Origin of the sequence: Colwellia sp. M166, from assembly GCF_024585285.1 — a bacterium.
In the GTDB taxonomy this organism is placed as follows: domain Bacteria; phylum Pseudomonadota; class Gammaproteobacteria; order Enterobacterales; family Alteromonadaceae; genus Cognaticolwellia.
Genome location: NZ_CP040755.1, coordinates 4,370,622 through 4,396,227 on the forward strand (window position 1 = coordinate 4,370,622; position 25,606 = coordinate 4,396,227).

Sequence of the window (25,606 nt, forward strand, 5' to 3'; positions counted from 1 at the left end):
GAAAATTATGAAACATCGTAAAAGTCGTTCTCTATTTTTGATTGTTATTCAGTCTGCTTTTATTACAAGTAGAGCAAAAGTTCGTAGCTTCGGTATCGTGCTACTAACATCACTTTTGTCTTTTTCTTCGCTAGCTACTGAAGTAAATGGGATTAATACTGATAAATACTTGCTTAATTCATGTAATGCTTTTCAAACGACTACTGATAATGCTAAAACGTTGCCGTGTGTTATGTACATTAAAGGATTCTTTAATGGTCTATTAAATGCTGGTAATGAGAATGTTTCACTAATTGACGAAAATATTAAAGAACCTTCTACATTAGTAGAAAGAGCATACGCTAATAGAGTTGGAAATTTAGCACAGCGTAAACCCTTAAGTCATTCCTGTATAACTGTTGATGAGCTAAAAGAGCTTATTATTGAAAGCCTCTCTAATGATTCAGCTAGTACATTTCTTTCAGTAAAACAGCTTAATTCTTTGCTGATGCATACATTAACAACAGCATGTTCGTCTGGAAAAAAGTAATTGAGCAATGAAAATAGACATTCAAAATTGTTTGAGTGAGCTTGACCAGTCAATAGAAGAAGATATTCAACTTAAGCTTAGGCTTGCGCTATCAAAGATGGCGGCATATATCTCGTGTATTACTTTCATAATATCTGAGAATATTAGCCCAAACGGCAATACTGAAAAACATTGTTCGCTAACATTGTCACTTTATCGCATGCCGAATATCGTCATTGAGGAAACTCAAGTTGACCTGTATTTCGTCATTGACCGTGTAATTCAAAAAGCGACTCGAAGTCTTTCACGGAAGCTTTCATCGTAAAGGTGATTAATCATCATTTATCTTAACGAAATACCGTTATAAAAGTGATTCTTATTGAGGATTTATGAAACTTACAATTAGTTTGTTTATTACATTGTCAGCATTTTGGCTGCTCAATTCAGGTCATTACTCGCTGCTGATATTATCTCTTGGCTTCGCGTCAATCGTGTTAGTTTTAGCTATTGCTCATAAAATGAATGTTGTTGACCAAGAATCCCAACCGTTATATCTAACACGTAATATATTTGGCTACTATTTGTGGCTCACCAAAGAAATTATTCAAGCCAATATCACTGTAATTAAGCATATTTGGCTTGGAAAAAAGAGTATATCACCCACGCTAAAGAAAATTAAAATTAGTCAACAAACTGATATGGGAAAAGTGATATATGCCAATTCTATTACCTTAACCCCAGGTACTGTTGCTATAGACTTGGTTGATGATGAGATTATTGTACATGCCTTGCTGTATAAGGATGTTGAATCGTTAGAAATCGGTGAAATGGATCGCCGTGTAACCATGTTGGAACGCTAATGTTAATTGCCGCTACACTCGCTATTTTTGTCGCTATGATTTTAGCAATCATTAGAGGCATTGCTGGGCCAACTTTATACGACCGTATTTTAGCGGTAAATATGTTTGGCACTAAAACCGTGTTACTTATTTCTTTATTAGGCTTTGTAATGGGCAGGCCTGAATTTTTGGATATTGCCATCGTGTATGCACTCATCAATTTTATCAGTGTTATCGGAGTATTACGTTACTCAGATACTAATCAATTTAAACATGCGCCTAATGATAATGAATCGATAGAAAAGGAGCTTTAAATGGATATTGTAATAACAATATGTAGTGGCTTTTTTTTACTGCTTGGCAGCTTTATTTGTATTTCCGGCGGTATTGGTCTTTTGCGTTTTCCAGACTTTTACACACGTATGCATGCGGTTGGAGTGACAGATACCTTAGGTGCTGGAATGATTTTGATCGGTCTTATGGTACTCAGCACAGATTTTTTAGTGTTCGCTAAGCTAGTTATGGTACTGCTTCTAACACTACTCATTGGGCCGACAACAAGTCATGTATTAGCTAAAGCCGCTTTTCATAATGGCTTAATGCCTAAAAACTTAAATAATGAGAAAAATAATAATAAGGAGACGTCGTCATCGAATCCTTAATTGATATTATTTTACTTACCTTATTGGTTGTTGTTGCTATTGCGATAATTCGATCGAAAGATCTGTTTGTTGTCGTCATGCTTTTGGGTATTTATGGACTTATATCCGCGAGTTTTTTTGTTGCTATGGATGCGGTGGATGTTGCATTTACTGAAGCTGCTGTAGGAGCGGGCATTTCAACCTTACTGATGTTGGTTGTTATTGCCATGACGGGACGAAAAGAAAAAACAAATCGTCATAAGCCATTATCGGCCTTGTTCATTGTTTTGATAACGGGAGGTTTGCTGATATATGGCACCTTAGATATGCCACACTTTGGCGCTGCAGATGCACCAATTCACAAACATGTAGCACCTCGATATATTAATGACTCAATGTCAGAGATTGGCGTACCTAATATTGTAACTTCTGTACTTGCTAGTTATAGAGCATTCGACACTTTTGGTGAGGTAGTGGTTATATTCACTGCGGGTATTGGCGTATTAACACTGTTATCCGTTGCACGTCGTAAAGAAGATGAAGAAGAAATTGCATCAATAAATGATTCTATGCATGAACAACATTTGGTTATTCGTATCGTGGCAAAAATGTTAATCCCTTTTATTTTCTTATTCGCGTTATATGTTCAATTTCATGGTGATTTTGGCCCTGGGGGTGGTTTTCAAGCCGGGGTGATATTTGCCGCCGCTACTATTTTATATGCGATGCTATTTGGTTTAAGTACCGCCCGCAAGGTCATCAATCAAACATTTATTCAACTTATTGCCGCTATTGGTGTGTTGCTTTATGGCAGTGTTGGAATTGTCTCCTTAATGAGCGGCGGGAATTTCTTTGATTACAATGTGCTAGCGAGTGATCCTATTGCGGGTCAACATTTAGGTATTTTGTTAATCGAATGGGGTGTTGGTTGTACGGTTGCTTCAGTGATGATTATTATCTTTTTCAACTTTGCAGGGCGCCAAGAATTACATCAACAGAAAGAGCGCGTGCAAAATCAGGAGCCATCATAATGTTAATGGATCTTTTTAATCACTGGGTTGTTATCACCCTGATGATGAGTGGTTTATATATCGTGATTGCTCAAGGCAACTTAATCAAGAAAATTGTTGGGCTCGCCGTTTTTCAAACCTCTGTATTCATATTTTATATCAGCATGGCTAAAGTTGAAGGCGGAACTGCACCTATTTTAGCTGATGGCATTACTCAATATTCTAATCCTTTACCCCATGTACTTATTCTTACTGCCATTGTGGTGGGTATTGCTACCACTGCTTTAGGTTTGTCATTAGTCGTTCGTATAAAAGAAGCTTACGGATCAATTGAAGAAGAAGAAATTCAACAACAAGATAATGAAGCCTTGTCAGAAAGTAACTTGGAGAAAAAAGCGTGATAGCACACCTACCTATTTTGCAGGTGATTATTCCACTTATGGCGGCACCTATCTGTTTAATGTTAAAGCGTACTCAACTGGTATGGTTCTTTTCAATAATTGCCAGTGGCTTGGCATTTGCTGTCAGCATTTTGTTATTGCAACAAGTGATGGCATCAGGCGTGATCAGCTACGAGCTGGGTGGTTGGCAAGCCCCATGGGGAATAGAATATCGAATTGATAAGCTCAATGCGTTTTTACTGTTAATTATTTCAGGCATAAGTACGGTCGTTTTATTTGCAGCTCAAACCAGTCTTGAAAAAGAAATACCGAAAGATAAACACATTTATTTTTACGTTTTATATCTACTATCCCTGACCGGTATGTTGGGTATTGTTGCGACAGGCGATGCCTTTAATGTTTTTGTTTTTTTAGAAATCTCATCGTTATCTGCTTATGCTTTGATCGGTATGGGTAATAAAAGACAAGCGCTTTGGGCTTCATATCAATATTTGATCATGGGAACCATAGGAGCCACGTTTATTTTGATTGGCATTGGCTTGATGTATCAAATGACCGGCACGCTCAATATGCATGATTTGTCACAACGTTTACCTGAGGTCGAGCAATCACGTACTGTACTCGCTGCGTTTGCCTTTGTGATTGTTGGTGTATGTTTAAAATTAGCGATGTTTCCACTACATTTGTGGCTACCCAATGCGTACGCCTACGCGCCATCAATTGTGACCGCATTTTTTGCCGCAACGGCAACCAAAGTCGCTGTCTATTTACTCATTAGATTTACCTTTTCAGTTTTTGGCTTCTCATTTTCTTTTACGCATATTCCGTTGCAGACAATATTCATGGCGCTTGGCCTAATTGGTATTTTTGTCGCTTCAACCTCTGCAATTTACCAAAGTAACGTTAAGCAACTTTTTGCCTATTCAAGTATCGCTCAAATAGGTTATATGATTGTTGGCTTTAGTTTGAGTACCGTAACAGGGTTAACTGCAACCTTATTGCACATGTTTAATCACGCGTTAATGAAAGGTGCAATATTTTTAGCTTTAGCTGCAGTTGTTTATCGAGTAGGTAACGTTGAGCTTGATAACCTTCGAGGCTTAGGTCGTAAAATGCCATTTACTATGGCGGCAATTGTTGTTGGCGGGTTAAGTTTAATTGGTGTGCCGCTAACCGTTGGTTTTGTCAGTAAGTGGTATTTACTGATGGCGTTAATCGAGCAAGGTTGGTGGCCTGTTGCTGCACTTATTCTTTTAGGGTCAATGTTAGCGGTTATTTATGTTTGGCGAGTTGTAGAAGTTGCTTATTTTAACGAGCCACTTGATAACAATTCAGCAATTAAAGAAGCGCCTATGAGTTTTCTTGTTCCTATATGGATTCTTGTCATCGCCAATATTTATTTTGGGATAGATACTCGCCTTAGTGTGCAGGTAGCAGAAGCTGCTGCTCAGAGTTTATTTGGAGTAGCATTATGAATATTACCTTAGAGTTAATGCTGCAACTCGCGATTGTTACTCCTTTATTGTCGACTTTTGCGATTGTTGTAACAGGAAAATCCGCTAACCTTCGAGAAAGTGTAACAATTGCATCTTGTTTAATATTAATATTTTTAGTGGTTAATTTATATCAAGGTGTATTAGCGGGAGAATCTATTAGTGTTTTCTGGTGGGAGCTTTTACCCGGCTTATCGATAAGCTTTGATATTGAGCCACTGGGCATGTTGTTCGCGTTAATCGCTAGCTTTCTCTGGTTAGTTACGACCATCTATGCCATTGGCTATATGCGCAGTCATCATGAAAAAAATCAAACACGTTTTTATGTGTGTTTTGCCCTTGCTATTGGTGCGGTGATGGGACTGGCTTTCTCAGCTAACCTTTTTACTTTGTTTATTTTCTATGAGGTATTAACCCTATCTACTTATCCTTTAGTTACACATGCAGGTACAGAAAAAGCTAAAAAGGGTGGGCGAACCTATCTTGGTATTTTACTAACTACTTCAATCGTTTTCTTCCTACTCGCAATTGTTAGTACGTGGTTTGTTGCGGGCACATTAGACTTTAAACTCGGCGGTATTTTTGCTGATGATGTTGATAAAGGGGTTGCTGGTATTTTATTAGTACTGTTCATTTTTGGTATTGGTAAGGCCGCTATTATGCCATTTCATCGCTGGTTACCTGCGGCTATGGTTGCACCAACACCTGTCAGTTCACTCTTACATGCCGTTGCGGTGGTAAAAGCTGGCGTATTTACCGTGCTAAAAGTATGTGTCTTTATCTTCGGTTTAGATTTACTGGCTGTATTACCCACTACCCAATTTTTACTGTATTTAGCTGGCGCTTCAGTTTTACTTGCTTCCATCATTGCGATGAAACAAGACAATTTAAAAGCACGGTTAGCTTACTCAACTGTTAGTCAGTTAGGTTACGTAACCATAGGTGCGCTATTGGCAACATCATCAGGCGTTATCGGTAGCTCTATGCATATTGCTATGCATGCTTTTGGCAAAATAACCTTGTTCTTTTGTGCCGGTGCCATTCTAGTGACCTTACATAAATCAAAAATTAGTGAAATGCGAGGTATTGGTCGTCAAATGCCATTAACCATGATCGCATTTTTTATTGCTAGTCTCAGTATTATTGGCGTTCCTCCTGCTGGAGGAACATGGAGCAAATGGTATTTAATGATGGGAACGATAGAAACAGAACAATTTGTACTCATGGTGATTTTAATGCTGAGTTCTTTACTTAACATTGCTTATTTATTGCCGATTCCGTTTCATGCGTTTTTTCCTAATCTCATGTCTTTTAAAGAGTCTATGAATGTTACTAATAAGAGTGAAACCTCTGAAAATAAATTGTCGGGCTTTGAAATAAAAGAAGCACCTTTGCCTTCATTGATCGCTATCGTTGTAACAACAATAGGTTGTTTAATGTTATTTATTTACCCTCAACCTTTATTTGAGTTGGCTTCAGCAGTTTTGACCGGTAGGGAATAATTAATGAAAAATGAGAAAAAATACCTATTTGATGATCCTAAGAACGTAAAACGTCTAATGCATATCTTTTATGTGTGCTGTGTCTTATTGGTCGTTTTGGATTTTATTATTCATCGTCATACTATGCATGAATGGGACAAGTTATGGGCTTTTTATCCTATCTATGGTTTTGTTGGCTGTGTGGTTTTAGTTATTGTTGCGAGTTGGATGCGAACTTTTCTGATGCGCTCAGAAGATTATTACGACAATTCTAAAGAAACAACCAAAGGTAGTACGATTAAAAAAGGAGATCAGCATGTGGATGACTGAGATCCCGCCATTTTTACCTTTTTTCATTGGTGCATTACTTTTATTATTAACTCGCGGTATGTTGCGAAGTGCAATAATGATCGCAATACCTATTCTCAGTGGAATACACTTATGGATGGTCCCAGAAGGAATTCACTTACAGTTTGCTTTTCTTGATTATCAATTAACGCCTTACCGCGTAGATAAGTTGAGCATAATGTTTGGCTATGTTTTTCACATTGCCGCACTCATTGGCATTATTTATTCGTTGCACCTTCGCGATACTATGCAACAAGTGGCAGCAATGTTATATGCAGGAAGTGCTTTAGGTGCTGTGTTTGCCGGTGATTTGTTAACCTTATTCATCTTCTGGGAGTTACTAGCATTCACTTCGGTATTTCTGATTTTGGCTCGCAGAACTCAGCGTGCCCATGATGCAGCTATGCGATATCTTATTATTCAAGTGCTCTCCGGTGTTATATTGCTTGCGGGAACGCTTTTTTATGCCTATGAAAATAATAGCTTAGCGTTTAGATATATTGGCTTAGATAGCATTGCTGGATGGCTTATCTTGATAGCTTTCGGTATAAAATGTGCGTTTCCTTTTGCTCATAATTGGTTAACAGATTCATACCCAGAAGCGACCGTAACAGGTACGGTATTTCTTAGTGCTTTTACCACCAAAGTAGCCGTGTATGCGTTGGCACGTGCTTTCCCTGGTGCTGAAATCTTAGTATATATTGGCGCAGCTATGACCTGTTTCCCCATATTTTTCGCGGTGATTGAAAATGATTTACGTCGTGTATTGGCGTACAGCTTAATCAATCAAGTAGGATTTATGGTTGTTGGTATAGGCATAGGTACAGCACTTGCTATTAATGGCGCGGTATCTCACGCTTTTAATGACGTTATTTTTAAAGGCTTGTTGTTTATGTCAATGGGGGCTGTATTGCATATGACAGGCCGGATAAATGGCTCTGATCTTGGTGGTTTATATAAAACCATGCCTAAAACAACCATACTTTGTATTGTTGGTGCAGCGTCCATTTCCGCTTTTCCTCTTTTTAGTGGTTTCGTTAGTAAATCAATGGTGATGACAGCTGCGCTTGAAGAAGGTTATGACTGGATCTGGCTTATGTTATTGTTCGCTTCGGCAGGGGTATTCCATCACGCAGGTATAAAAATACCATACTTTGCCTTTTTTGCTCATGACTCAGGCATCAGGGCAAATGATCCACCTAACAATATGTTATTAGCAATGACAATTGCTGCCATGCTTTGTATTGCTATTGGTATTTACCCACAAGCACTATATTCATTGCTACCTTATGACACTGGTTACAATCCATACGATGCAACCCATGTGTTAGCACAAACTCAGCTATTATTCTTTTCAGCATTGGCTTTTGTTTGGCTTAACCTTAAAGGCATGTATCCACCAGAGTTACGTTCAACCCACTTAGATTTTGATTGGATTTATCGTCGAGCAATACCAAACGTATTACAACAAATGTTTAGTGTTATTTGGAAAGCTGATCGTACATTACGAGATGGCTTGAAATTAAGGTTTAATATCTACTTAGGTTATTTTGCTGGAAAAAATGATCGTTTGAGCATATTACTCTCACGAAACTATCCTATTGGTAGTATGGCTATGTGGGTTGCCGTAGTTTTAGCTGTATATTTATTACTTAGTTTTATTGAATAACAGTTACATCTTCGAATAAATTGGATTTAAAAAGACTAAAGATAATGACGAAAGTAATAAGCTCTGCTTAAAATGTAAACCTTGCTTTTTATAATTTATTTATATGCTTATGTACTATTTTCAGGTTGATTTAAATGGCGTATGAATAATAGCTAAATTTAACGACCTATTAGGTATTTGTTTTTCTACAAATCGACGGTTGAAGCGATAACAGAACTCATCAAGGTATTCTTGTAAGAATTTTCTAGTCACAGCATGAAATGTCCTTAGCAAGAATGCTTTTAAATTACCTATCGCTATATAAAACCAAGGTAGCCATTCATCTACTTTATTACTTGGGGCTACTTTCGGTTCATGCTGCTGAGTTTTATTAATGATGTTCAAGCCCCTAAAGGCATCAGTTCTCACATGCTGCCCTGTAAGTAAGTGGTGCTTTACAAAGTCATCAACAGTATTGAAATTTACTGCATGAACTGCTTTCATCGCAATAAATTTGGCCTTTTTTGACGGTTTTTACAGCAATTATTACTGGGGTTTTACCTTGCGCACCTCGTCCTCTTTTTCCTTTATGTTTTCCACCAACCAAAGCATCATCTAACTCTATTGTCCCAGATAAACGATATCGACTGTCTCTATGCCCCATTGCTGCACTGACTTTAGTTAAAATAAGCCGAGCTGTTCTCCAATTAACTTCAATGAGTTTGCTCAATCTTAACGCTGAGATACTTCCTTTATCTGAGCCGATAAAATACAAAGCCCAAAATCACTTGAGAAGCGGTAAATTACTACTATGAAATAAAGTACCTGAGGTGATGGATATTTTTTATGACAATGTTCACATTCTGTTAGCTGACGACAATGTAGTTCTGTTCCTTTATTGTGAGTACAACGAGGACAAACAAAACTATTTGGCCACTTCAACTTTTTAAGATAATTAAGACAATCTTGCTCCGTATTGAATTGTTGTTACCATGTCAAAAAACTAGCGTCTGGAATGTTCATAGGATTTGCTCACAAAGCAGGCTGTTTCTACTTTAAGTTTAGTCCATACCTGATAATTATGCAGAAGCATGTCAGCTTTAAGATTTGAAAATTGACGTTTGATATTTTGAGCCATCTTATTCCGCGTTGCGCAAAAATTGATCGTTGGTAACTCAAAAGTGTATGACCGCGATGTTGAATTTTGGGACGGTCAGGTTAGATTGAACTCTTTTAATCAAAACCTCTGACCGATTTTGAGCTACTGCATATGAATTAAATATTACGGGTCATAAATTTACTATTGGCGTCTAGCTGGTAATCGCCGAACGGTCCGCAGTAGTCAAAATCATATTTTTTATAAAGCTGCCTAGCGGGTTGGAAAAAGTCCATAGAACCAGTTTCCAAACTTATTTTCTGGTAATGACGTTGTTTGGCTATCGCTAATATGTGTTGCATTAACTTTGAAGCGACGCCAAGTTTGCGTGCATTTGAGGCTGTTCTCATGGATTTAAGTTCGACATGGTTTATATCAAGTTCTCGTAGTGCCACACAACCTAATAATTCATCGTTTTTCCAACAGCTATAAAAGGTGATAGCTGGACTTTTTAGCGCTTTTATATCAAGGGCATGAACGCTTTCTGCAGGCGATGTTGCATACATATCGGCTAAATGTTCTTCTAATAATGAGATCACTTCACCGCTAGTTAAATCATCAATTTTTATTTCCATCTTGCTACAAGCTGCCTTGATATTTTTCCCCATTATTAATCTTTTGAGCTTACCATTTTTTTCGAGGTAAAAATGTTTTGTGCTGTTCAATATCGTGCGTTTGATTATAAACCTTGCGCTGCATGTTTTTGCCCATCATGACTTTAATTTGATAGTAAGATTCGCGAAATAAAGCCCAACCCTTACTGCCTTGCCAACTTTTGTTATAAAGTTTTTTATTCGCAGCGATTGCATCCGGTGATTGGCTAAGTAAGGATTCAGCGAAGGCTTGTGCATCGGCCAAAGGTGTTGCTGTTATTTCTGTCACTAAGTTTAGTGCTAGCGCTTGTTGGCCAGTAAACATTTCAGCTGTCATCGCCAGTCTTTTTGCTTGATCGATTGCGATTAGGTCACGCAGGGCAATGGTGCCACCCATATCGGGTATTAAGCCCCATTTACCTTCTAATATAGAGAGCGAGCTGTCAGGTGTGGCAAATCTAAAGTCAGCACCTAACGCAATTTGTAAACCACCGCCCCAACAGCGACCATGAATGGCACAAATTACCGGTACAGGAATATTTTGCCAACCAGTAGAAACTACCTGTGCCAAATTGGCTTGCCAGGGTAAAGCCTTAAACAGCAGTTTAACCATACTTGTTGGCGATTTCATGATTGACTTTACATCTAAGCCTGAACAAAAATCATCGCCATTACCTGAAACAATAACGGCTCGAATATCGCGATTTTTACCTAATTTTTTTATGGTATTACGAATAGCGATAAACATCGGCATATCTAAGGCATTAAGCTTGTCAGCACGATTAAGTTTAACGTGGGCTATACTGTTAATGATCTTTACAGTTACTCGTTGCTCAGTCATGGGCGTCCTTGGCTTGTTAGCAAATATAATAATGGTATGACCAGTACCATAGCGAAAGCGTTTATCAATGTCTATATTCGGACGAGGTGAATACTTGTAAATGATGCTGATTTATCGCACATTACCGGTATATGTTTTTATACTAGAACTATTTATGGCGAGCTTATTATGAATAATAAAGCACTATTAATAACAGTTTTGGCCTTAGCAAGTATGCAGCTATTTATGGTTAATGGCGTACAGGCCCAGCAAGAGCAGGCTTTTGCTATTGCCATACATGGTGGTGCTGGCACGATAGATAAAAGTAAAATGAGTAACGAAAAACGTTTAGCTTATGAAACTAAGCTCAAGCAGGCGCGCGATATAGGTTATCAGATGTTAGCCACTGGCGAATCTAGCCAAGCCGCGGTTGTTGCTGCTATTCAAATATTGGAAGATTCACCATTGTTTAATGCCGGCAAAGGCGCTGTTTATACTTTTGATGGTGAGCATGAACTTGATGCGTCTATTATGAACGGTAAAACTTTGAACGCTGGTGCGGTCTCTGGTGTGAAAACCGTAAAAAGCCCGATAGCATTGGCTGAAAAGGTCATGGAAAAGTCTGTTCATGTCATGCTGAGCGGTACAGGTGCTGAAATATTTGCTAAACAACAAGGTTTAACATTGGTTGATAATCATTACTTTGATACCAATGTGAGGTATCAATCTTTGTTAAAAGCTAAAAAGCAGTTAGCCGAACAAGAAAAAGAGTTAAAAGACTTCCAAGCCGCCCATAAAACCCTGAGTAATGAATATAAATACGGCACGGTTGGTGCGGTAGCACTTGATAAGTCAGGTACGTTAACGGCCGGTACAAGTACCGGAGGTATGACAGCGAAACGTTTTGGTCGAGTGGGCGATGCACCTATTATAGGCGCAGGTACTTATGCTAATAACGACAGTTGTGCTGTTTCAGCTACCGGGCATGGGGAATACTTTATTCGCTATCATGTTGCGGCAGACATTTGTGCACGTATGCAATACCAAGGAATTAGTCTTGAAGAAGCGGCAAACGTGGTGATAAATGATGTTTTAGTTGCGGCCGGTGGCTCAGGCGGTATTATTGCTATTGATAGCGCTGGAAATATTACCATGCCATTCAATAGTTCGGGTATGTATCGTGCGAGTAAATCGTCAAATGGCGAAGAATTTGTTGGAATTTTTAAAGATGATTAGAGATATGACGATTTTAAAAAATAGCATGACTGCAAAAAAATCAGTAAAAAATATCAATGTACCCAAAAGTAAACTTTGTCTTAGTTTGATTGCTTTGATAACGCTTGCCGGTTGTTCGGATGATGTCGGTAAAGTAAGTTTAGGCTTATTTACCACTAAAGATGTGGTGATAAAAGCCAACCAAGACCCTATTATAACCGGCGTTACTTGCCATATTAGCCATGTCGAGGCCGATTTAGACTTTTCTGACCCGTCTGATATGAGTATTGCTTGTCGACAAACCGGTGAAATAACCGCTGAAGCTTTAGCAAAAATTGATCGTTCAAAAAATGGCGAAGTGGTTTTTAAAGAATCTAAAAGTATTTTATTTAAGAGCTTAAAAGTCAGACGCATTTATGACGCTGAACATAAAACCCTTATTTACCTGTCTTATTCAACGAAAGAGTCATCAGGAAGCCATCACCATTCAATATCAACAGTGCCTTTGTATAACACTAAGGCTTGGCAATGGGCATTGGCGCAAAATACTAAAAATTAACCTTTTATTAGCCTTGGTTGCGGTTGTTATGTTTTTTAACTTATAAAGCAACAAAATATAAGCCAAACAAGCGCTAATTGTTTTAGAAGTTGTAGAAATTATGTTGGCAAAACTGTTTAGCCCAAAAGAAATTATTGACGAAAATACTCAAAATTGGATCCTTGATACCTTTGCATGGGCGATTGAAAATTTTGATATTAACGTCTTAAAAAATGACGCCCGTTTGATCTTACCCACTAATGAGTTTTATCCTGGTACCGTGTCGAGTATTGATGAAATGGCGCGAGCGATATTTGTTAACACTAAAAACTATGCTGGTATGCAAAAATGGCCGATTGAACTAATATCAACCGTGCCGACATCCACCACGACTATTGAAGACTTAGTTTTAGGAGCTACGATTCGTGGAGACCATGCCGAAGTTTCACTTAGCCCAGATAATTCTCCTCTAATGTTAGGCTTTACACCTAAACAAGTAAATCAACCGCAAGACTTTATTGCCGCTATTACTCAAGCACTTGCGGGGATTTTAGTGACCTCAAACAAAGTATTACCGCCTGGTGGCCAAGCGTATTTGCCACAAGCGATAGATCTTGTGGCTTGTTTTATGGGCTTTGGGGTTATTTTTGCCAATACGGCCTATCAGTTCAGAGGCGGTTGTGGCTCTTGTAATAATGCCAGTTTAAATCGTCAAGCGGCCTTAACAGAGCCGGAAACTTTATATACCTTAGCGCTTTTTTGTCTATTAAAAAAACAAGCGATGAAAACAGTTAAAGGGCATTTAAAGTCACATTTAAGAAAAGATTTCGCCAGCGCTTACAAAAGTATTGAACAGTCGCTTTCATCAAGTACGCAACCGGCATTATTAGCCTTGGTAAGTTAACTAGCAGTTAAAATAAAAAAATTGATAAATTTTTTCTAAATGGATGATTTATTTGCAAATGCGTCTACAGTTAATGATATACACACAAATTAGATTATTTGTGGTTTGGTTATTTTAATTTTTAGGGAATTTCTATGGAATCATTACTAGTCAAAGAATATATGAACCATTATCCAGTCACTTTTACGCCAGAGATGGTGATAGAAGAAGCGGCGTTACGATTTTTAAAAACCAAGCAAATTGGTGGGCCTGTCATTGATAAAAATAATCACTTAATAGGCTTTTTATCAGAAAGTGATGTTTTAGCTAAAATGATTGAGACCATTTACTATAACGAACATATTGCTGATGTTGCCGATTTAATGCGCAAAGATGTTTTAACGGTAAAACCCTATGACAGCGTGATAGAGCTGGGCCAGCAAATGTTGAAAAATAAACCTAAGGTATATCCGGTGGTGGATGATAGAGAACATTTAGTTGGTACTATATCTCGAAACGATGTCCTTCGAGCCATCGATTTACATCTACGTTCAAGTTATAAAAGTTAATGCCTGTGCCGAACAAATGCCAACAGCTATTATTATACTAATTTAAATTTGATATATTTGCAGAATAAATAATAGTAAAAGGATGCCCGTGATAAGAATACGTATTCATTTGCTATTATTTACCTGTTAAACTGCATTTTTGTTATCTGTTTTGAGTCTGTTTTGTCCACTGTTATTCCCGCTAATTCTACTACTGAAATAAACAACGAATCATCTTCGGAAAAAATAACCGTAAAGTCACTTTTTGATGCTTTACATCAGGTTAAATTATCCGACAAAGCCCGTATTAGAAAGCGCTTATTGAGCGTGAAAAAAATAACGCATGTCGATAAGCAGCACAAAGCCTTACAACAAATTGCTGTCTCGATTGAGCAATCAATAGCAAATAAGCAAGTTCGCATCGCTAATTTACCTAAGGTGAGTTATCCCGAAGGCCTACCGGTTTCTCAAAATGTTGATGTTATCGCTAAGGCTATCGCTGAAAATCAAGTGGTGATCATTGCCGGGGAAACGGGCTCAGGTAAAACTACCCAAATTCCAAAAATATGTTTACAGCTTGGTAGAGGCATTGACGGTATTATTGGTCATACGCAACCACGTCGTATCGCCGCGAGAACTGTGGCAAATCGTATTGCCGATGAACTTAATACTAAATTAGGTAACGCTGTTGGTTATAAGGTACGTTTTAACGACCAAGTAAGCGAACACAGTTATATCAAGTTAATGACTGATGGTATTTTGCTTGCTGAAATGCAAAAAGATCGGCTATTGCGTCAATACGATACCTTAATTATCGATGAAGCCCATGAGCGCAGCTTAAATATTGATTTTATTTTGGGTTACTTACGTCAAATATTACCAAAACGTCCTGACTTAAAAATCATTATTACCTCAGCAACCATTGATCCTGAAAAGTTCGCTAAACATTTTGCTAGCGCAAACGGGGAACTAGCGCCGATTATTGAAGTTTCGGGTCGAACATTCCCAGTAGAAATGCGTTATCGTCCGCTGAACGAAATGAGTGACGAAAGTAATGGTGATGCCGATATTATTTCCGGCATTCTCAATGCGGTAGACGAACTGAGTTCCGATGGTCGCGGCGCAACAACGGATGGCGACATTCTGGTGTTTCTTAACGGCGAACGAGAAATTCGCGATACCGCACGTGCTTTAGAAAAGGCAAATTTACGTCATACCAATGTTTTACCTTTATATTCGCGTTTAACCGTTGCCGAGCAAAATTTAATATTTAAGCCACATAGTGGTCGTAATATTGTTTTAGCGACCAACGTTGCTGAAACCAGTTTAACCGTGCCGGGCATTAAATATGTGATTGACCCAGGTACTGCGCGAATATCTCGCTACAGTTACCGTACAAAAGTACAACGTTTACCGATAGAGCCTATTTCACAAGCCAGTGCCAATCAACGGGCGGGTCGTTGTGGCCGTGTATCTTCTGGTGTTTGTATTCGTTTATATTCTGAAGATGACTACCTAAATCGCCCTGAATTTACCGACCCTGAAATATTACGCACCAATTTAGCCACGGTTATATTGCAAATGTTGGCGTTAGATTTAGGTGAGATTGCAGACTTTCCTTTTGTACAGCCACCAGATAATCGCAATATCAATGACGGCGTTCGTTTACTCGAAGAGCTAGCGGCAATTGATGCCAACGCGAGCCATGTTAAGTTAACGCCCGTTGGTCGTTCATTATCGAAATTCCCGATAGATCCACGTTTGGCTAAAATGATTTTAACGGCAGCAGACTTAGGCTGTATTGAACAAATATTTATTATTGTCAGCGCGCTAAGTATTCAAGACCCACGTGAGCGACCACATGAAAAGCAACAAGCAGCAGATGAAAACCATGGCCGTTTCAAAAATAAGCAGTCAGACTTTGTTGGTTTACTTAAACTATGGAATTATGTTGAAGAACAGCAAAAGCTGTTAACCAATAATCAATTCCGTCGTTTGTGTCAGAAAGAGTTCTTATCCTATGTCCGAATTCGGGAATGGCAAGATATTTACAGTCAGTTGACGCATTCGTTACGGGAATTAAAAATCCCGATGAGCCGTATTGAGTTAGATTTATCTGAAGAAGCTGAAAAAAATCCCGTTAACGGTAATGTAGATATTGTCCATCAAGCAATATTATCGGGACTCTTGAGTCATTTAGGTCAACAAGATGAAAACCGAGAATATAAAGGCGCACGCGGCAGTAAGTTTTTTATCTTCCCTGGCTCAGCATTAGCTAAAAAAGCACCTAAATGGTTGATGGCAGCAGAGTTAGTGGAAACCAGTCGTTTATTTGCTCGCATGGCGGCAAAAATAGACCCTTTATGGCTTGAACCATTGGCAGAGCATTTAGTTAAGCGTAGCTACAGCGAACCACATTGGGAAAAGAAACAAGGCGCTGTAATGGCGTTCGAACAAGTGACACTTTACGGTTTAATTATTGTCGGTAAGCGTAAAGTAAATTTTAATAAACTTGAACCTGATACTTGTCGTGAAATCTTTATTCGTGAAGCTTTGGTTAATGGTGATAGCACCATGAAAGAAGCCTTCTTAAAGGATAATCGTCAACTCGTTGATGAAATTGAGGCTCTAGAGCAAAAAGCTCGTCGCAAAGATTTTTTGATTGAAGAACAACAACTCGTCGACTTTTATACTGAAAAATTGCCGGAAAGCGCCATTTGTCAGCGCAGCTTTCTAGCTTGGTGGAAAACTGAAAAACAAAGCAATGCTAAGTTATTAAACTTTACCAAAGCCTTTTTATTAAAAGAAACTGCGGTTAAGCTTTCAGTCAATGAGTATCCCGAAACTTGGCAGCAGGGCAGTTTAACCCTGCCGTTAAGTTATCATTTTAGCCCCGGTGATGAAGATGACGGTATCAGTGTTTTGATCCCCGTTGGTATATTGAACCAGGTTGAAAATATCGGTTTTGACTGGTTAATTCCGGCCTTAAGACTTGAGCTGATCACCGCATTAATTAGAGGTTTACCTAAGTCGTTAAGACGTAATTTTGTGCCCGCACCTAATTATGCTGAAGCTTGCGTTGCCGCAATCTCGGGTGCTGATAGCGCATTAACTGCTGCGCTTGAAAAGCAGTTATTAAGAATGACGGGTGTACGTTTGCCTGAAGATGCATGGCAAGGTGTCGAGTTAGTACCACATTTAGCAATGAATTTTAAAATTGTTAATGAAAACGGCAAACTGCTCAAGCAAGGACGAAATCTAGATGTATTAAAAGATAGTTTACAAGGTCGAGTGCAAGCTTCCATTAAAAAGGTCGCAGACAAAGGCATTGAACGTAGTGATATTGCTAACTGGGACTTTAAAGACTTACCGAAAAGCTACGAAAAGAAAGTGGCTAATATCACCATAAAAGCGTTTCCGGCTTTGGTGGATAAAAACAAGTCAGTCGCGATTGAATTATTTGAACATGAAAGTTTAGCAGAGCAAGCGATGTTAGATGGTGTCAGTCGCTTAATTTTATTAAGCATACCGTCACCCGTAAAATATCTACAACAGAAACTACCTAATAAGTCTAAATTGGGGTTATATTTCAATCCATTTGGTTCAATTAACGATTTACTCGATGATTGTATTGTCGCTGGTTGTCAGTTTTTAGTAAATGAATACGGCGAGTTACCACGCGCGCAACAAGCGTTTGAAGCTTGTAAAGAGCATGTACGCGCTGAAATTGCTGATTGTGTATTAAGTGCCGCGATAAAAGTTGAACGTGTGCTGAGTTTAGCTCATGACGTACGCAAGAAAATAAAAGCTAAAATGTCGCTTAATGTTGTGCAATCGCATGGCGATATTAAAGCACAGTTAGAAGCTTTAGTTTTTAAAGGTTTTGTCACTAAAGCCGGTTATCAGCGTTTAGATGATATTGCTCGATACCTAACAGCTATGGAGCGTCGACTAGAAAAGTTGCAAATTGATCCGAATCAAGATCGACTTAAAATGTTAGAAGTTGAAAAAGTACAGCAAGCGTTAGATACGGTAGTTGCTCAACAACCGAAAGGACAACCTTTGCGTAAAGAGTTAATGCAAGGTTCTTGGATGATTGAAGAGCTACGTGTGTCTCTTTTTGCGCAAAACTTAAAAACACCTTTTCCTATTTCAGCAAAACGAATATTGAACTACCTTAAAGAATACAGTTAAATTTAGTGCAATGATTTGACAGTGATGGTTGTGGTGAGTATAAATAATAGCAATACTAATTATAGAAACACCTTGGAGTAGTAATGGTTAACTACGATGACAAACGTAATTTTTATCGCATGATGCTAAACAGTGAAGTAACCGTGACCATTATTGATGATGAAGCTAACAGTAAAATTTTAGCCACTTGTCGTGATTTGAGTGCCACAGGCATAGCAATTGAAATGGAACATCCTTTAGAGATGAATACTGCGGTACATATTAGTGTGCAATCAGCTAATAGCTCTGTTCAGCCACTCGATGTTAAAGGTAAAGTGGTGAGAGTAACGGAAGAGAGCGCTAACTGTTACTTAATTGGCATTAATATTTCTGAAATTGATTAGCCACTTTTCATTAGTCATTATCAAATTTACCGTAGCTAGTCTCAGAGACTAGCTACGATTTATTTCTTGATTATTCAGCTATTCTACTTGGCAAACTAACCCCTTTAGATAATAACCTTCAGGATAGTTAGATGCTACAGGATGATCAGCCGCTTGGTGAAGTCTATCAACGAAGTAAACATTTCTTTTTGCATCTAATGCCGCATCGGCAACTACTTTTTGAAATAAGTTGGATTCCATTAAACCTGAGCAAGAAAATGTTAATAATGTGCCATTGGGTTTCAGTAACTGCATCGCCAGCATATTGATGTCTTTGTAACCGCGGCAAGCACCGGTCAGCTGTGCTTTTGATTCAACAAACTTAGGTGGGTCAAGAATAATCATATCAAAAGTACGTTTTTCTTCACGGTATTGACGTAATAACTTAAAGACATCAGCTTTAACGAATGAAATATTTTTGTCGTCTAGCTGATTAAGCTCTGCGTTTTGTTTTGCAAGCGCTAAGGCAGATTCTGATACATCGACATTAATGACTTCTTTGGCACCATTTGCCGCACAATGTAAGGCAAAAGTCCCAGTATAAGAGAAACAGTTTAATACTGTTTTATCTTTAGCATATTTGCCCGCAGCAAGGCGTGAGTCACGTTGATCTAAATAAAAACCTGTTTTATGCCCTTTAGCAATATCGACATGAATTTTAATGCCGTGCTCTTCGATAATACATTCTGTTGATTCCTGCGGCTCGGTTAACCAGCCGGTTACCGGCTCTAAACCTTCTTTTTTACGCACATCAACATCTGAACGTTCAAAAATATGACAACCAGGATAAAGATCTTTTAAACATTCAACTAAGGTATAGCGATGAAAATCAGCACCGGCACTAAGTAACTGACAAACAATAAAGTTATCATATTTATCAATAGTGATACCAGGAAGACCATCTGATTCGCCAGCAATCAGGCGATAGCCGGTTAATCCACCGGCTGCGATGAACCAATCGCGTCTTTTTTGTGCGCTTAACAATTTATTACGAAAAAAATTGGCGTCAATTTCTTCATTAATATCAAAACTCCAAACACGAATTCTGATTTGAGATTCGGGAGAATATGCGCCTTTAGCTAGCCAATTTCCTTTATTATCAAAGACATCGACAGTATCACCAAGTAAAGCGTTACCTTTGATTTTATTGATGGCTTGAGAAAAAATCCACGGATGCTTCCGGCGTAGTGACTTTTCACGCGCAACTTTTAAATAAATTCTTGCTGACATATGGCTATACTTATAATTAACAATAATTGCGCGAGTGTAGTCAATGCATGACATAGGTGCAATGCTCTATTTTAACTATTTTTGATTTCACTATTTTGTTAGAAATGAAAAGTAAAAATAATAACAGCGATAAGCTAATAATAAGGTGTGAATTATGAATGTAAGTTACATGGCGCATGTTAGTGGCAAGGTTCAAGGGGTTTATTTTCGAGCTTCTAGTCAGCAAATTGCTATTGATCATGGTTTAAGTGGTTACGCACGTAACTTAACGGATGGTCGTGTCGAAATATTAATGTGTGGCGAAGAGCAAAGTATCAATAAAATGTTGGCGTGGTTGGCGCATGGACCACCACAAGCAGAAGTTAAAACTATAGAGTCAAAGCAAGTACCTTGGCAAGAGCATCATTTTTTTGCCATTAGTTAATTTTTAAAGCCTTACAGGCTGTGTTATTGACGTCGATAAGGCTCTCCCAGGAATGTGAGTCATTAGAGCAACGCAGGAGCAGTTGTCGAGAATAACCATTATTGAAATCAATGCCTTGCCTACATGGATGTACTTAGGTTCAGTCTGGAACGGTGAATCTGTACCTCTAAAGCTTTTAAATTTCACTGAGCGGGAAGAAACTTAGTAAAGTTGGTATTATTCAGGACTATTAATTTATTATTTAAAAATATACAGTAAATAAATTTAATCAATACTCTTGTAAATCAATTAATTGTTGGTTTTTTAACCTAAATTGAGATTAACGATGAGTTGCTAAAAAGGAAATACATTGCGTTATATTGCTATTAATAATCTACAACAACTGAGTTTTAATGATATCGAAAAGCCGACCATCGCTGCTGATGAGTGTTTAATCAAAGTAAGAGCTATTGGGATAAATCGCGCCGATATTTTACAAAAGCAAGGACAATACCCACCTCCACCAGGTGAATCAACCATACTGGGCATTGAGGCCTGTGGTGATATTATTGCGCTTGGCGGCGAACAGCAAAATTGGCATGTTGGTGATCAAGTTTTTGCTATTGTGCCTGGTGGCGCATATGCAGAATATGTAAAAGTTAAAACCGAACACTTAATCAAACTGCCTAAAAATTTAACTTATGTCGAAGGCGCAGCGATAGCAGAAGCTTATTTAACGGCTTATCAATGCTTATTTACCATTGCTAATTTACAGCCTAATAGCCAAGTGTTGATTCATGCGGGTGCTAGTGGTGTGGGTACTGCTGCTATTCAGTTGGCTAAATCCCTAGGCTGTCATGTAAGTGTTACTGTGGGCAACGATAAAAAAGCGGCAATTTGTCAAGCGTTAGGTGCTGATGAGGCAATAAATTATCAAAGTACTGATTTTGTTGCTTGGACTAAACAGCAAAAGCGTAGCTATGATGTTATTTTAGATGTGGTTGCCGGTGAATATGTGAATAGAAATATCGATGTCTGTGCTTTAGATGGACATATCGTGATTATTTCATTACTTGGTGGTCGTTTTGCTGAAAATGTTGACGTGGGTAAAATGCTTGCTAAACGGGTAAATATTCATGCGACAACATTACGTAGCCGACACGATGAGTATAAAACACAGTTAATTAAGGCATTTAAACAAGACTTTTATCAATGCCTTGAACAAGGAAAAATTAAGCCGGTTATTTATCAGCAATTTTCCTGGTGTGATGTAGAAAATGCCCACGAAATCATGTTAAAAAATGAAAATACCGGTAAGTTAATACTTGAAGTAGAGTAAATAAGTACTCTTTAAAAGCCAAGAAATAGCCCTAGGAATTATACAAATCCTAGGGCTATTTTCTGTATTTATTATGGATTTAAGATTGTTTTATCGTTGAGCGCTCTCGGCGAACAACGAATCCTAACATTGCTAATGCAAATAACATGATGGTTTGTGGCTCTGGTACTACGATTGGGCTGCAGTTTTGCTGACATGTAGTAATTGTTCCACCGAAAAAGGTTAAATGTGATAGACCTTTATTTTTTCCATTCGTGCCAACAGGTGTTGTCCAACTACCACTGGTAACTGTTTTAGCTAAGTTAAGACAGGCTAGCGTATAAGTTTCAGGATTACATGCATTGTTTGCATCGGTTGTATCATCCACCAGCCAAAAGAGATTAAAGCCATTACCAGCTTTAGCTGTCCAAAAACGTATCCCTGGAGAGCCACCAGTATATGTCCAAGTACCGACTTTATAATCACTATCTAGCTCACCGCCATTATTGCCAAAAGTCCAATCAGCCTGCTCAATATCTGCAGCGTAGTTGTCGCTTTCAGTATAGCTTGGAGAAGTAGAGTCTTTAATAGTGTCAAATTTAGCAATGACATCGGCTAAATAAACTTTATCAACATCAAATGTTCCGATAGCCACTTTACAGGTACTAAAGCTGTTACTACCAGGATCTTGAAAATACGGGTTATTACAATCGTTATCACCAGCAAAATAATGACTTATGAGTTTATCGGTTGTTGTAGGGGTTGCCATGCTTGGAAAGGCCATCAATATACAAAAACTGGCGATTAAAGCGTTAGTTAATGTTGAAATATGTTTGCTAATTCTCATTTGAAGCTCTTTTTTACAAATGTCGTCATTCTTTTTATTAGCAAGAATTATACCGGTATTTTTTCTTCAAAAAAAATCAATTAGCTAAAGGTATGTTAGAAGTTGGGCAATTAAATATTGTAAAATAAGTTGACACTTACTTTAAGCTATATTGATTGAATATGGTTTTAAATTGCATTTTATGGTTATTAATGCGGATAATGTAATTATGCCTCGATTAAATTGATAGTGATATGACGAAACTAGCTAAACATTTTATTTTTTTATTTTTTACATTCTCAGTATTTGCTGGTGATGCGACTGAACTTTTTGAATTAGCAAATAAAAAGTTTAATGAACATCAATATGATGAAGCTAAACTCCATATAAAAAACCTCATTAAACAGCAGCCTAGTAATATACCAGCACGTTTCTTAATGGTTGATTTATTACTAGCAATTGAACAAGGCGCGTTAGCGGAAACAGAATTAAATATTATTGAAGGGCTTGGGGGGGATTACAAAAAAATTGCCTTACAACGTAGCAAAGCGCTGTTAATGCAAAATAAATATAATGAAGTACTCAATCTATTTGATGATAACTATATTGATCAAATCTTTGTCGCTAAAATGTATGTTTTAAAAGGTTTAGCGCATTTAGGCTTAAGAGAACTGAATTTCGCAGAAAATGCATTTAATCTGGCATTAAAGTTCAATGTCAGTAACTTAGATGCGACATTAGGATTAGCTCAACTAAAAGTAAATCGGTTTCAATATTACGACGCTAGTATTTTAGTTGAACAGGTGTTGGCTATGCCATTTCCACCTGAAAAAGCATGGTTTTTAAAGGCAAGTGTAGAACAAAATATAGGCAATTATGACGATGCGTTAAGCAGTATTAATACTGTATTGTTAAATGATCCTGAAAACGTTGAAGCACTTATCCTAAGAGCAACGTTATCATTTGAGTTGAAAAACTATACCGCCGCGAAAAGCGATGCCTTGTTGGTATTAGAAAAAGTTCCAAATGAACCACGAGCAAAATTTATTCAAGCGGCAATTGCGGTACAAGATAATGATCTAGCTAGTAGCAATACATTAATAGCAGAAATAGCTCAGACGTTAGCGAAAATATCAAAAACTGATTTACACTCAAATCCGTCATACTTATATCTAGCAGGTGTTATTTTTTACCAACAAAATCAATATGCACTGGCCAAAGAGTACTTTAATCAATATATTAAAATAGATAACTTTAATGCTAATGCCAAGTTATTAATGGCAAGGATATCAATGGAGCAGGGCGACTTTGAAGATGCTAAAACTCAACTAGTTAAGGCGCTCATTCAGCATGGTAATAATCATCAAATTCTGACGTTGTTAGGGGTTTGCTATCTTGAATTACAGCAATACGAATCGGCCTTAGTATATTTTCAACAAGCTAAAAGCTTACACTCATCTGAAAATGTTGATCTTCAACTTGCTAAAACGTATTTATCACTCAATCAAAGAGCCCCAGCTATACAGCTATTAACTGAAGGTGACTTTAATGAACAGCAACAAGTGTTTGCCAGTTTTTTGTTGGTTAAGGCTTATTTGGAGGAAGGAAAAACTGAACTGGCAGTAAAAATTGCATTAAAGTTAAGTTTATTACAACCTAAAAACCCAGAATTTATACATCATTTAGGTTTTGTTTATCAATCTATTGGGGATTTTGAAAAAGCTAAAACACAGTATCAACAGGCATTAACATTAAATAAGCAACATACTAAATCAATTATTAGTTTAGCTCAAGTCACCAGTATCATGGGACAACCTGAACAAGGGTTAACACAACTGAAAAATGCGTTAGTACAATTACCTACCGATATTGAGATATTAAAAGCGATAGCGAATCATTTTCAGCGTATGGGCCAAGATAACAACGCTATTCTTATGTATCAAAAGGCGTTGGAACAGCAACCTGACAATGAAGAATTAATTATTAACTTTGCCTCTGTTCTGGTGCACCTCGGTAATTATAGTGAGGCAATTGAGGAGATTAAAGCTTTTATACTTACCCAGAAAAAAACAGATAATGTTTACTTATTGTTAGGGCATTTGTATATCAATACTAAACAGGTGCAATTAGCGATAGAAAGCTATCGTAGTGCACTTAAGTTTGATGCTAATAAATCACAAGTGTATTATTTTATCGCGAAAGCATACCAAGAAGACAGAAAATTTTCCGCTGCAGTGGCTGCTTATCAAAAAGCAATAGCCTGGGCTCCGGCTTCATTAGAGCCAGTTCTGGCACTAGCAAATTATTTTAATCAAGAATCACGTTATAATGATGCTATTGAGGTGTTACTTGCTTTTGATGGTGCAGCTAAAGCATCGGATCGTTTTATTGAAATTTTAGCTCATTCTTATTTTCTTAATAAACAATATCAGCAAGCAGAGCAAAGCTATTTAAAGATAAAGCAGTCAAATAAAATCAGTACGGTTTCGGGCCTATCTTTGGTTTATCAAGCCATGGAGCAACAAGAAAAAGCGATCACACTACTAGAAAGAGCCTTGAACATTAATGCTGATAATTTAATATTGTTAAGTGCATTAGCCGAGGTTTATATTAATAATGAACACTGGGTTAAAGCAGAAGAAATTTACAATAAAATTATTGGCTTAGATGGTAATCAACCTATGTTACTCAATAATGCTGCTTTTATTGCTATGTCACAGTCTAAATTTGAACAAGCCAAAGAGTACGCTACTCGCTCGGTAGCCTTAGTAGATAATGCTCCAGACTCACTCGATACCTTAGGTTGGATATATTATCTAACAAAAGACTACACTCAAGCCTTAGCTTTACTGCGTGAAGCTTTAGCAATTGAATCTTCTAATGTCGCAATTAAATACCATATGGCAATGACCTTAAAAGCATTGGGGCAAGACCGCGAAGCCTTTAATTTGTTACGTGAAGTCGTTAATAGTAATGTGGATTTTTCTGATAAAAGTAAAGCTAAACAAGTGCTTGAATATTGGAGCCAACCTTAAGCTTTTGTATGATGAAGGCAGTGCTGGATAAATTAATATGGCGTTATACCAAACTT

Annotated in this window: 24 protein-coding genes and 1 pseudogene; 20 read left to right on the forward strand and 5 right to left on the reverse strand. The window is 37.8% G+C overall.

All coding sequences use genetic code 11. The annotated features are described in order from the left end of the window. Window positions 1-7: 7 nt before the first annotated feature. The 11 genes from FGD67_RS19730 (at window position 8) to FGD67_RS19780 (ending at window position 8,390) form a co-directional block, all read left to right on the forward strand. Complete coding sequence (locus FGD67_RS19730; protein WP_257172734.1) at window positions 8-529, forward strand: hypothetical protein; 522 nt, start codon at window positions 8-10, stop codon at window positions 527-529. A gap of 7 nt (window positions 530-536) precedes the next feature. Then, on the forward strand, window positions 537-833 hold the full coding sequence (locus FGD67_RS19735) for an HPF/RaiA family ribosome-associated protein (RefSeq protein WP_257172735.1): 297 nt from the start codon (window positions 537-539) through the stop codon (window positions 831-833). Window positions 834-897: 64 nt separating this feature from the next. Next, entirely contained in the window at window positions 898-1,368 is a 471-nt protein-coding gene (locus FGD67_RS19740; protein ID WP_257172736.1) for a Na+/H+ antiporter subunit E, read from the forward strand. Continuing rightward, window positions 1,368-1,661 carry a monovalent cation/H+ antiporter complex subunit F gene (locus tag FGD67_RS19745; RefSeq protein WP_257172737.1) on the forward strand — a complete coding sequence of 98 codons (294 nt, stop codon included), beginning with the start codon at window positions 1,368-1,370 and terminating at the stop codon, window positions 1,659-1,661. Before FGD67_RS19740 ends, FGD67_RS19745 begins: the two co-directional genes overlap by 1 nt. Beyond that, window positions 1,662-2,009, forward strand: a complete 348-nt coding sequence (mnhG, locus tag FGD67_RS19750; protein ID WP_257172738.1) for a monovalent cation/H(+) antiporter subunit G — start codon at window positions 1,662-1,664, stop codon at window positions 2,007-2,009. A 23-nt stretch (window positions 2,010-2,032) separates the two neighbouring features. Beyond that, entirely contained in the window at window positions 2,033-3,019 is a 987-nt protein-coding gene (locus tag FGD67_RS19755) for a Na(+)/H(+) antiporter subunit B (RefSeq protein ID WP_257172739.1), read from the forward strand. After that, window positions 3,019-3,399: a cation:proton antiporter subunit C gene (locus FGD67_RS19760; RefSeq protein WP_257172740.1), complete on the forward strand. Its 381-nt coding sequence runs from the start codon at window positions 3,019-3,021 to the stop codon at window positions 3,397-3,399. Before FGD67_RS19755 ends, FGD67_RS19760 begins: the two co-directional genes overlap by 1 nt. Then, entirely contained in the window at window positions 3,396-4,874 is a 1,479-nt protein-coding gene (locus FGD67_RS19765) for a monovalent cation/H+ antiporter subunit D family protein (RefSeq protein ID WP_257172741.1), read from the forward strand. The genes FGD67_RS19760 and FGD67_RS19765 overlap by 4 nt, the downstream gene beginning before the upstream one ends. Beyond that, on the forward strand, window positions 4,871-6,394 hold the full coding sequence (locus FGD67_RS19770) for a monovalent cation/H+ antiporter subunit D family protein (protein ID WP_257172742.1): 1,524 nt from the start codon (window positions 4,871-4,873) through the stop codon (window positions 6,392-6,394). Before FGD67_RS19765 ends, FGD67_RS19770 begins: the two co-directional genes overlap by 4 nt. 3 nt (window positions 6,395-6,397) lie before the next feature. Next, complete coding sequence (locus tag FGD67_RS19775) at window positions 6,398-6,703, forward strand: hypothetical protein (protein ID WP_257172743.1); 306 nt, start codon at window positions 6,398-6,400, stop codon at window positions 6,701-6,703. Further along, on the forward strand, window positions 6,690-8,390 hold the full coding sequence (locus tag FGD67_RS19780; protein WP_257172744.1) for a Na(+)/H(+) antiporter subunit D: 1,701 nt from the start codon (window positions 6,690-6,692) through the stop codon (window positions 8,388-8,390). Before FGD67_RS19775 ends, FGD67_RS19780 begins: the two co-directional genes overlap by 14 nt. 120 nt (window positions 8,391-8,510) lie before the next feature. Here the strand turns inward: FGD67_RS19780 and FGD67_RS19785 are convergent. The 3 genes and pseudogenes from FGD67_RS19785 to FGD67_RS19795 form a co-directional block, all read right to left on the reverse strand. Further along, window positions 8,511-9,392, reverse strand: a pseudogene (locus FGD67_RS19785) (IS1595 family transposase). Window positions 9,393-9,644: 252 nt separating this feature from the next. Beyond that, window positions 9,645-10,100, reverse strand: coding sequence for a GNAT family N-acetyltransferase (locus FGD67_RS19790; RefSeq protein ID WP_257172745.1), 456 nt, complete (start codon window positions 10,098-10,100; stop codon window positions 9,645-9,647). Window positions 10,101-10,149: 49 nt separating this feature from the next. Then, window positions 10,150-10,959, reverse strand: a complete 810-nt coding sequence (locus tag FGD67_RS19795) for a crotonase/enoyl-CoA hydratase family protein (RefSeq protein ID WP_257172746.1) — start codon at window positions 10,957-10,959, stop codon at window positions 10,150-10,152. Between the two features lie 168 nt (window positions 10,960-11,127). On the opposite strand from FGD67_RS19795, the gene FGD67_RS19800 reads away from it, so the two are divergent. From FGD67_RS19800 to FGD67_RS19825, 6 genes are all read left to right on the forward strand, one after another. Beyond that, window positions 11,128-12,174 carry an isoaspartyl peptidase/L-asparaginase family protein gene (locus FGD67_RS19800; RefSeq protein WP_373567807.1) on the forward strand — a complete coding sequence of 349 codons (1,047 nt, stop codon included), beginning with the start codon at window positions 11,128-11,130 and terminating at the stop codon, window positions 12,172-12,174. A gap of 4 nt (window positions 12,175-12,178) precedes the next feature. Next, window positions 12,179-12,712: a CreA family protein gene (locus FGD67_RS19805; RefSeq protein WP_373567808.1), complete on the forward strand. Its 534-nt coding sequence runs from the start codon at window positions 12,179-12,181 to the stop codon at window positions 12,710-12,712. A gap of 100 nt (window positions 12,713-12,812) precedes the next feature. Further along, window positions 12,813-13,595, forward strand: a complete 783-nt coding sequence (locus FGD67_RS19810; RefSeq protein WP_257172747.1) for a hypothetical protein — start codon at window positions 12,813-12,815, stop codon at window positions 13,593-13,595. Window positions 13,596-13,729: 134 nt separating this feature from the next. Beyond that, a complete protein-coding gene (locus FGD67_RS19815) occupies window positions 13,730-14,143 on the forward strand; it encodes a CBS domain-containing protein (protein ID WP_257172748.1) in 414 nt (137 codons plus the stop codon). A 225-nt stretch (window positions 14,144-14,368) separates the two neighbouring features. Next, on the forward strand, window positions 14,369-18,316 hold the full coding sequence (gene hrpA, locus FGD67_RS19820; protein ID WP_373567890.1) for an ATP-dependent RNA helicase HrpA: 3,948 nt from the start codon (window positions 14,369-14,371) through the stop codon (window positions 18,314-18,316). 83 nt (window positions 18,317-18,399) lie between these two features. Continuing rightward, on the forward strand, window positions 18,400-18,699 hold the full coding sequence (locus FGD67_RS19825; RefSeq protein ID WP_257172750.1) for a PilZ domain-containing protein: 300 nt from the start codon (window positions 18,400-18,402) through the stop codon (window positions 18,697-18,699). Window positions 18,700-18,777: 78 nt separating this feature from the next. On the opposite strand, the gene FGD67_RS19830 is transcribed toward FGD67_RS19825, so the two are convergent. Then, on the reverse strand, window positions 18,778-19,968 hold the full coding sequence (locus tag FGD67_RS19830) for a class I SAM-dependent methyltransferase (RefSeq protein ID WP_257172751.1): 1,191 nt from the start codon (window positions 19,966-19,968) through the stop codon (window positions 18,778-18,780). A 154-nt stretch (window positions 19,969-20,122) separates the two neighbouring features. On the opposite strand from FGD67_RS19830, the gene FGD67_RS19835 reads away from it, so the two are divergent. Together FGD67_RS19835 and FGD67_RS19840 are read left to right on the forward strand one after the other, a co-directional pair. Next, complete coding sequence (locus FGD67_RS19835) at window positions 20,123-20,392, forward strand: acylphosphatase (protein WP_257172752.1); 270 nt, start codon at window positions 20,123-20,125, stop codon at window positions 20,390-20,392. A 349-nt stretch (window positions 20,393-20,741) separates the two neighbouring features. Next, window positions 20,742-21,710, forward strand: a complete 969-nt coding sequence (locus FGD67_RS19840; protein WP_257172753.1) for an NAD(P)H-quinone oxidoreductase — start codon at window positions 20,742-20,744, stop codon at window positions 21,708-21,710. A gap of 79 nt (window positions 21,711-21,789) precedes the next feature. Here the strand turns inward: FGD67_RS19840 and FGD67_RS19845 are convergent, their stop codons facing one another. After that, window positions 21,790-22,536, reverse strand: coding sequence for a PEP-CTERM sorting domain-containing protein (locus FGD67_RS19845; RefSeq protein WP_257172754.1), 747 nt, complete (start codon window positions 22,534-22,536; stop codon window positions 21,790-21,792). A 233-nt stretch (window positions 22,537-22,769) separates the two neighbouring features. Between FGD67_RS19845 and prsT the strand changes: the two genes are divergently transcribed. After that, window positions 22,770-25,550: an XrtA/PEP-CTERM system TPR-repeat protein PrsT gene (prsT, locus tag FGD67_RS19850; RefSeq protein WP_257172755.1), complete on the forward strand. Its 2,781-nt coding sequence runs from the start codon at window positions 22,770-22,772 to the stop codon at window positions 25,548-25,550. Window positions 25,551-25,606: the final 56 nt, after the last annotated feature.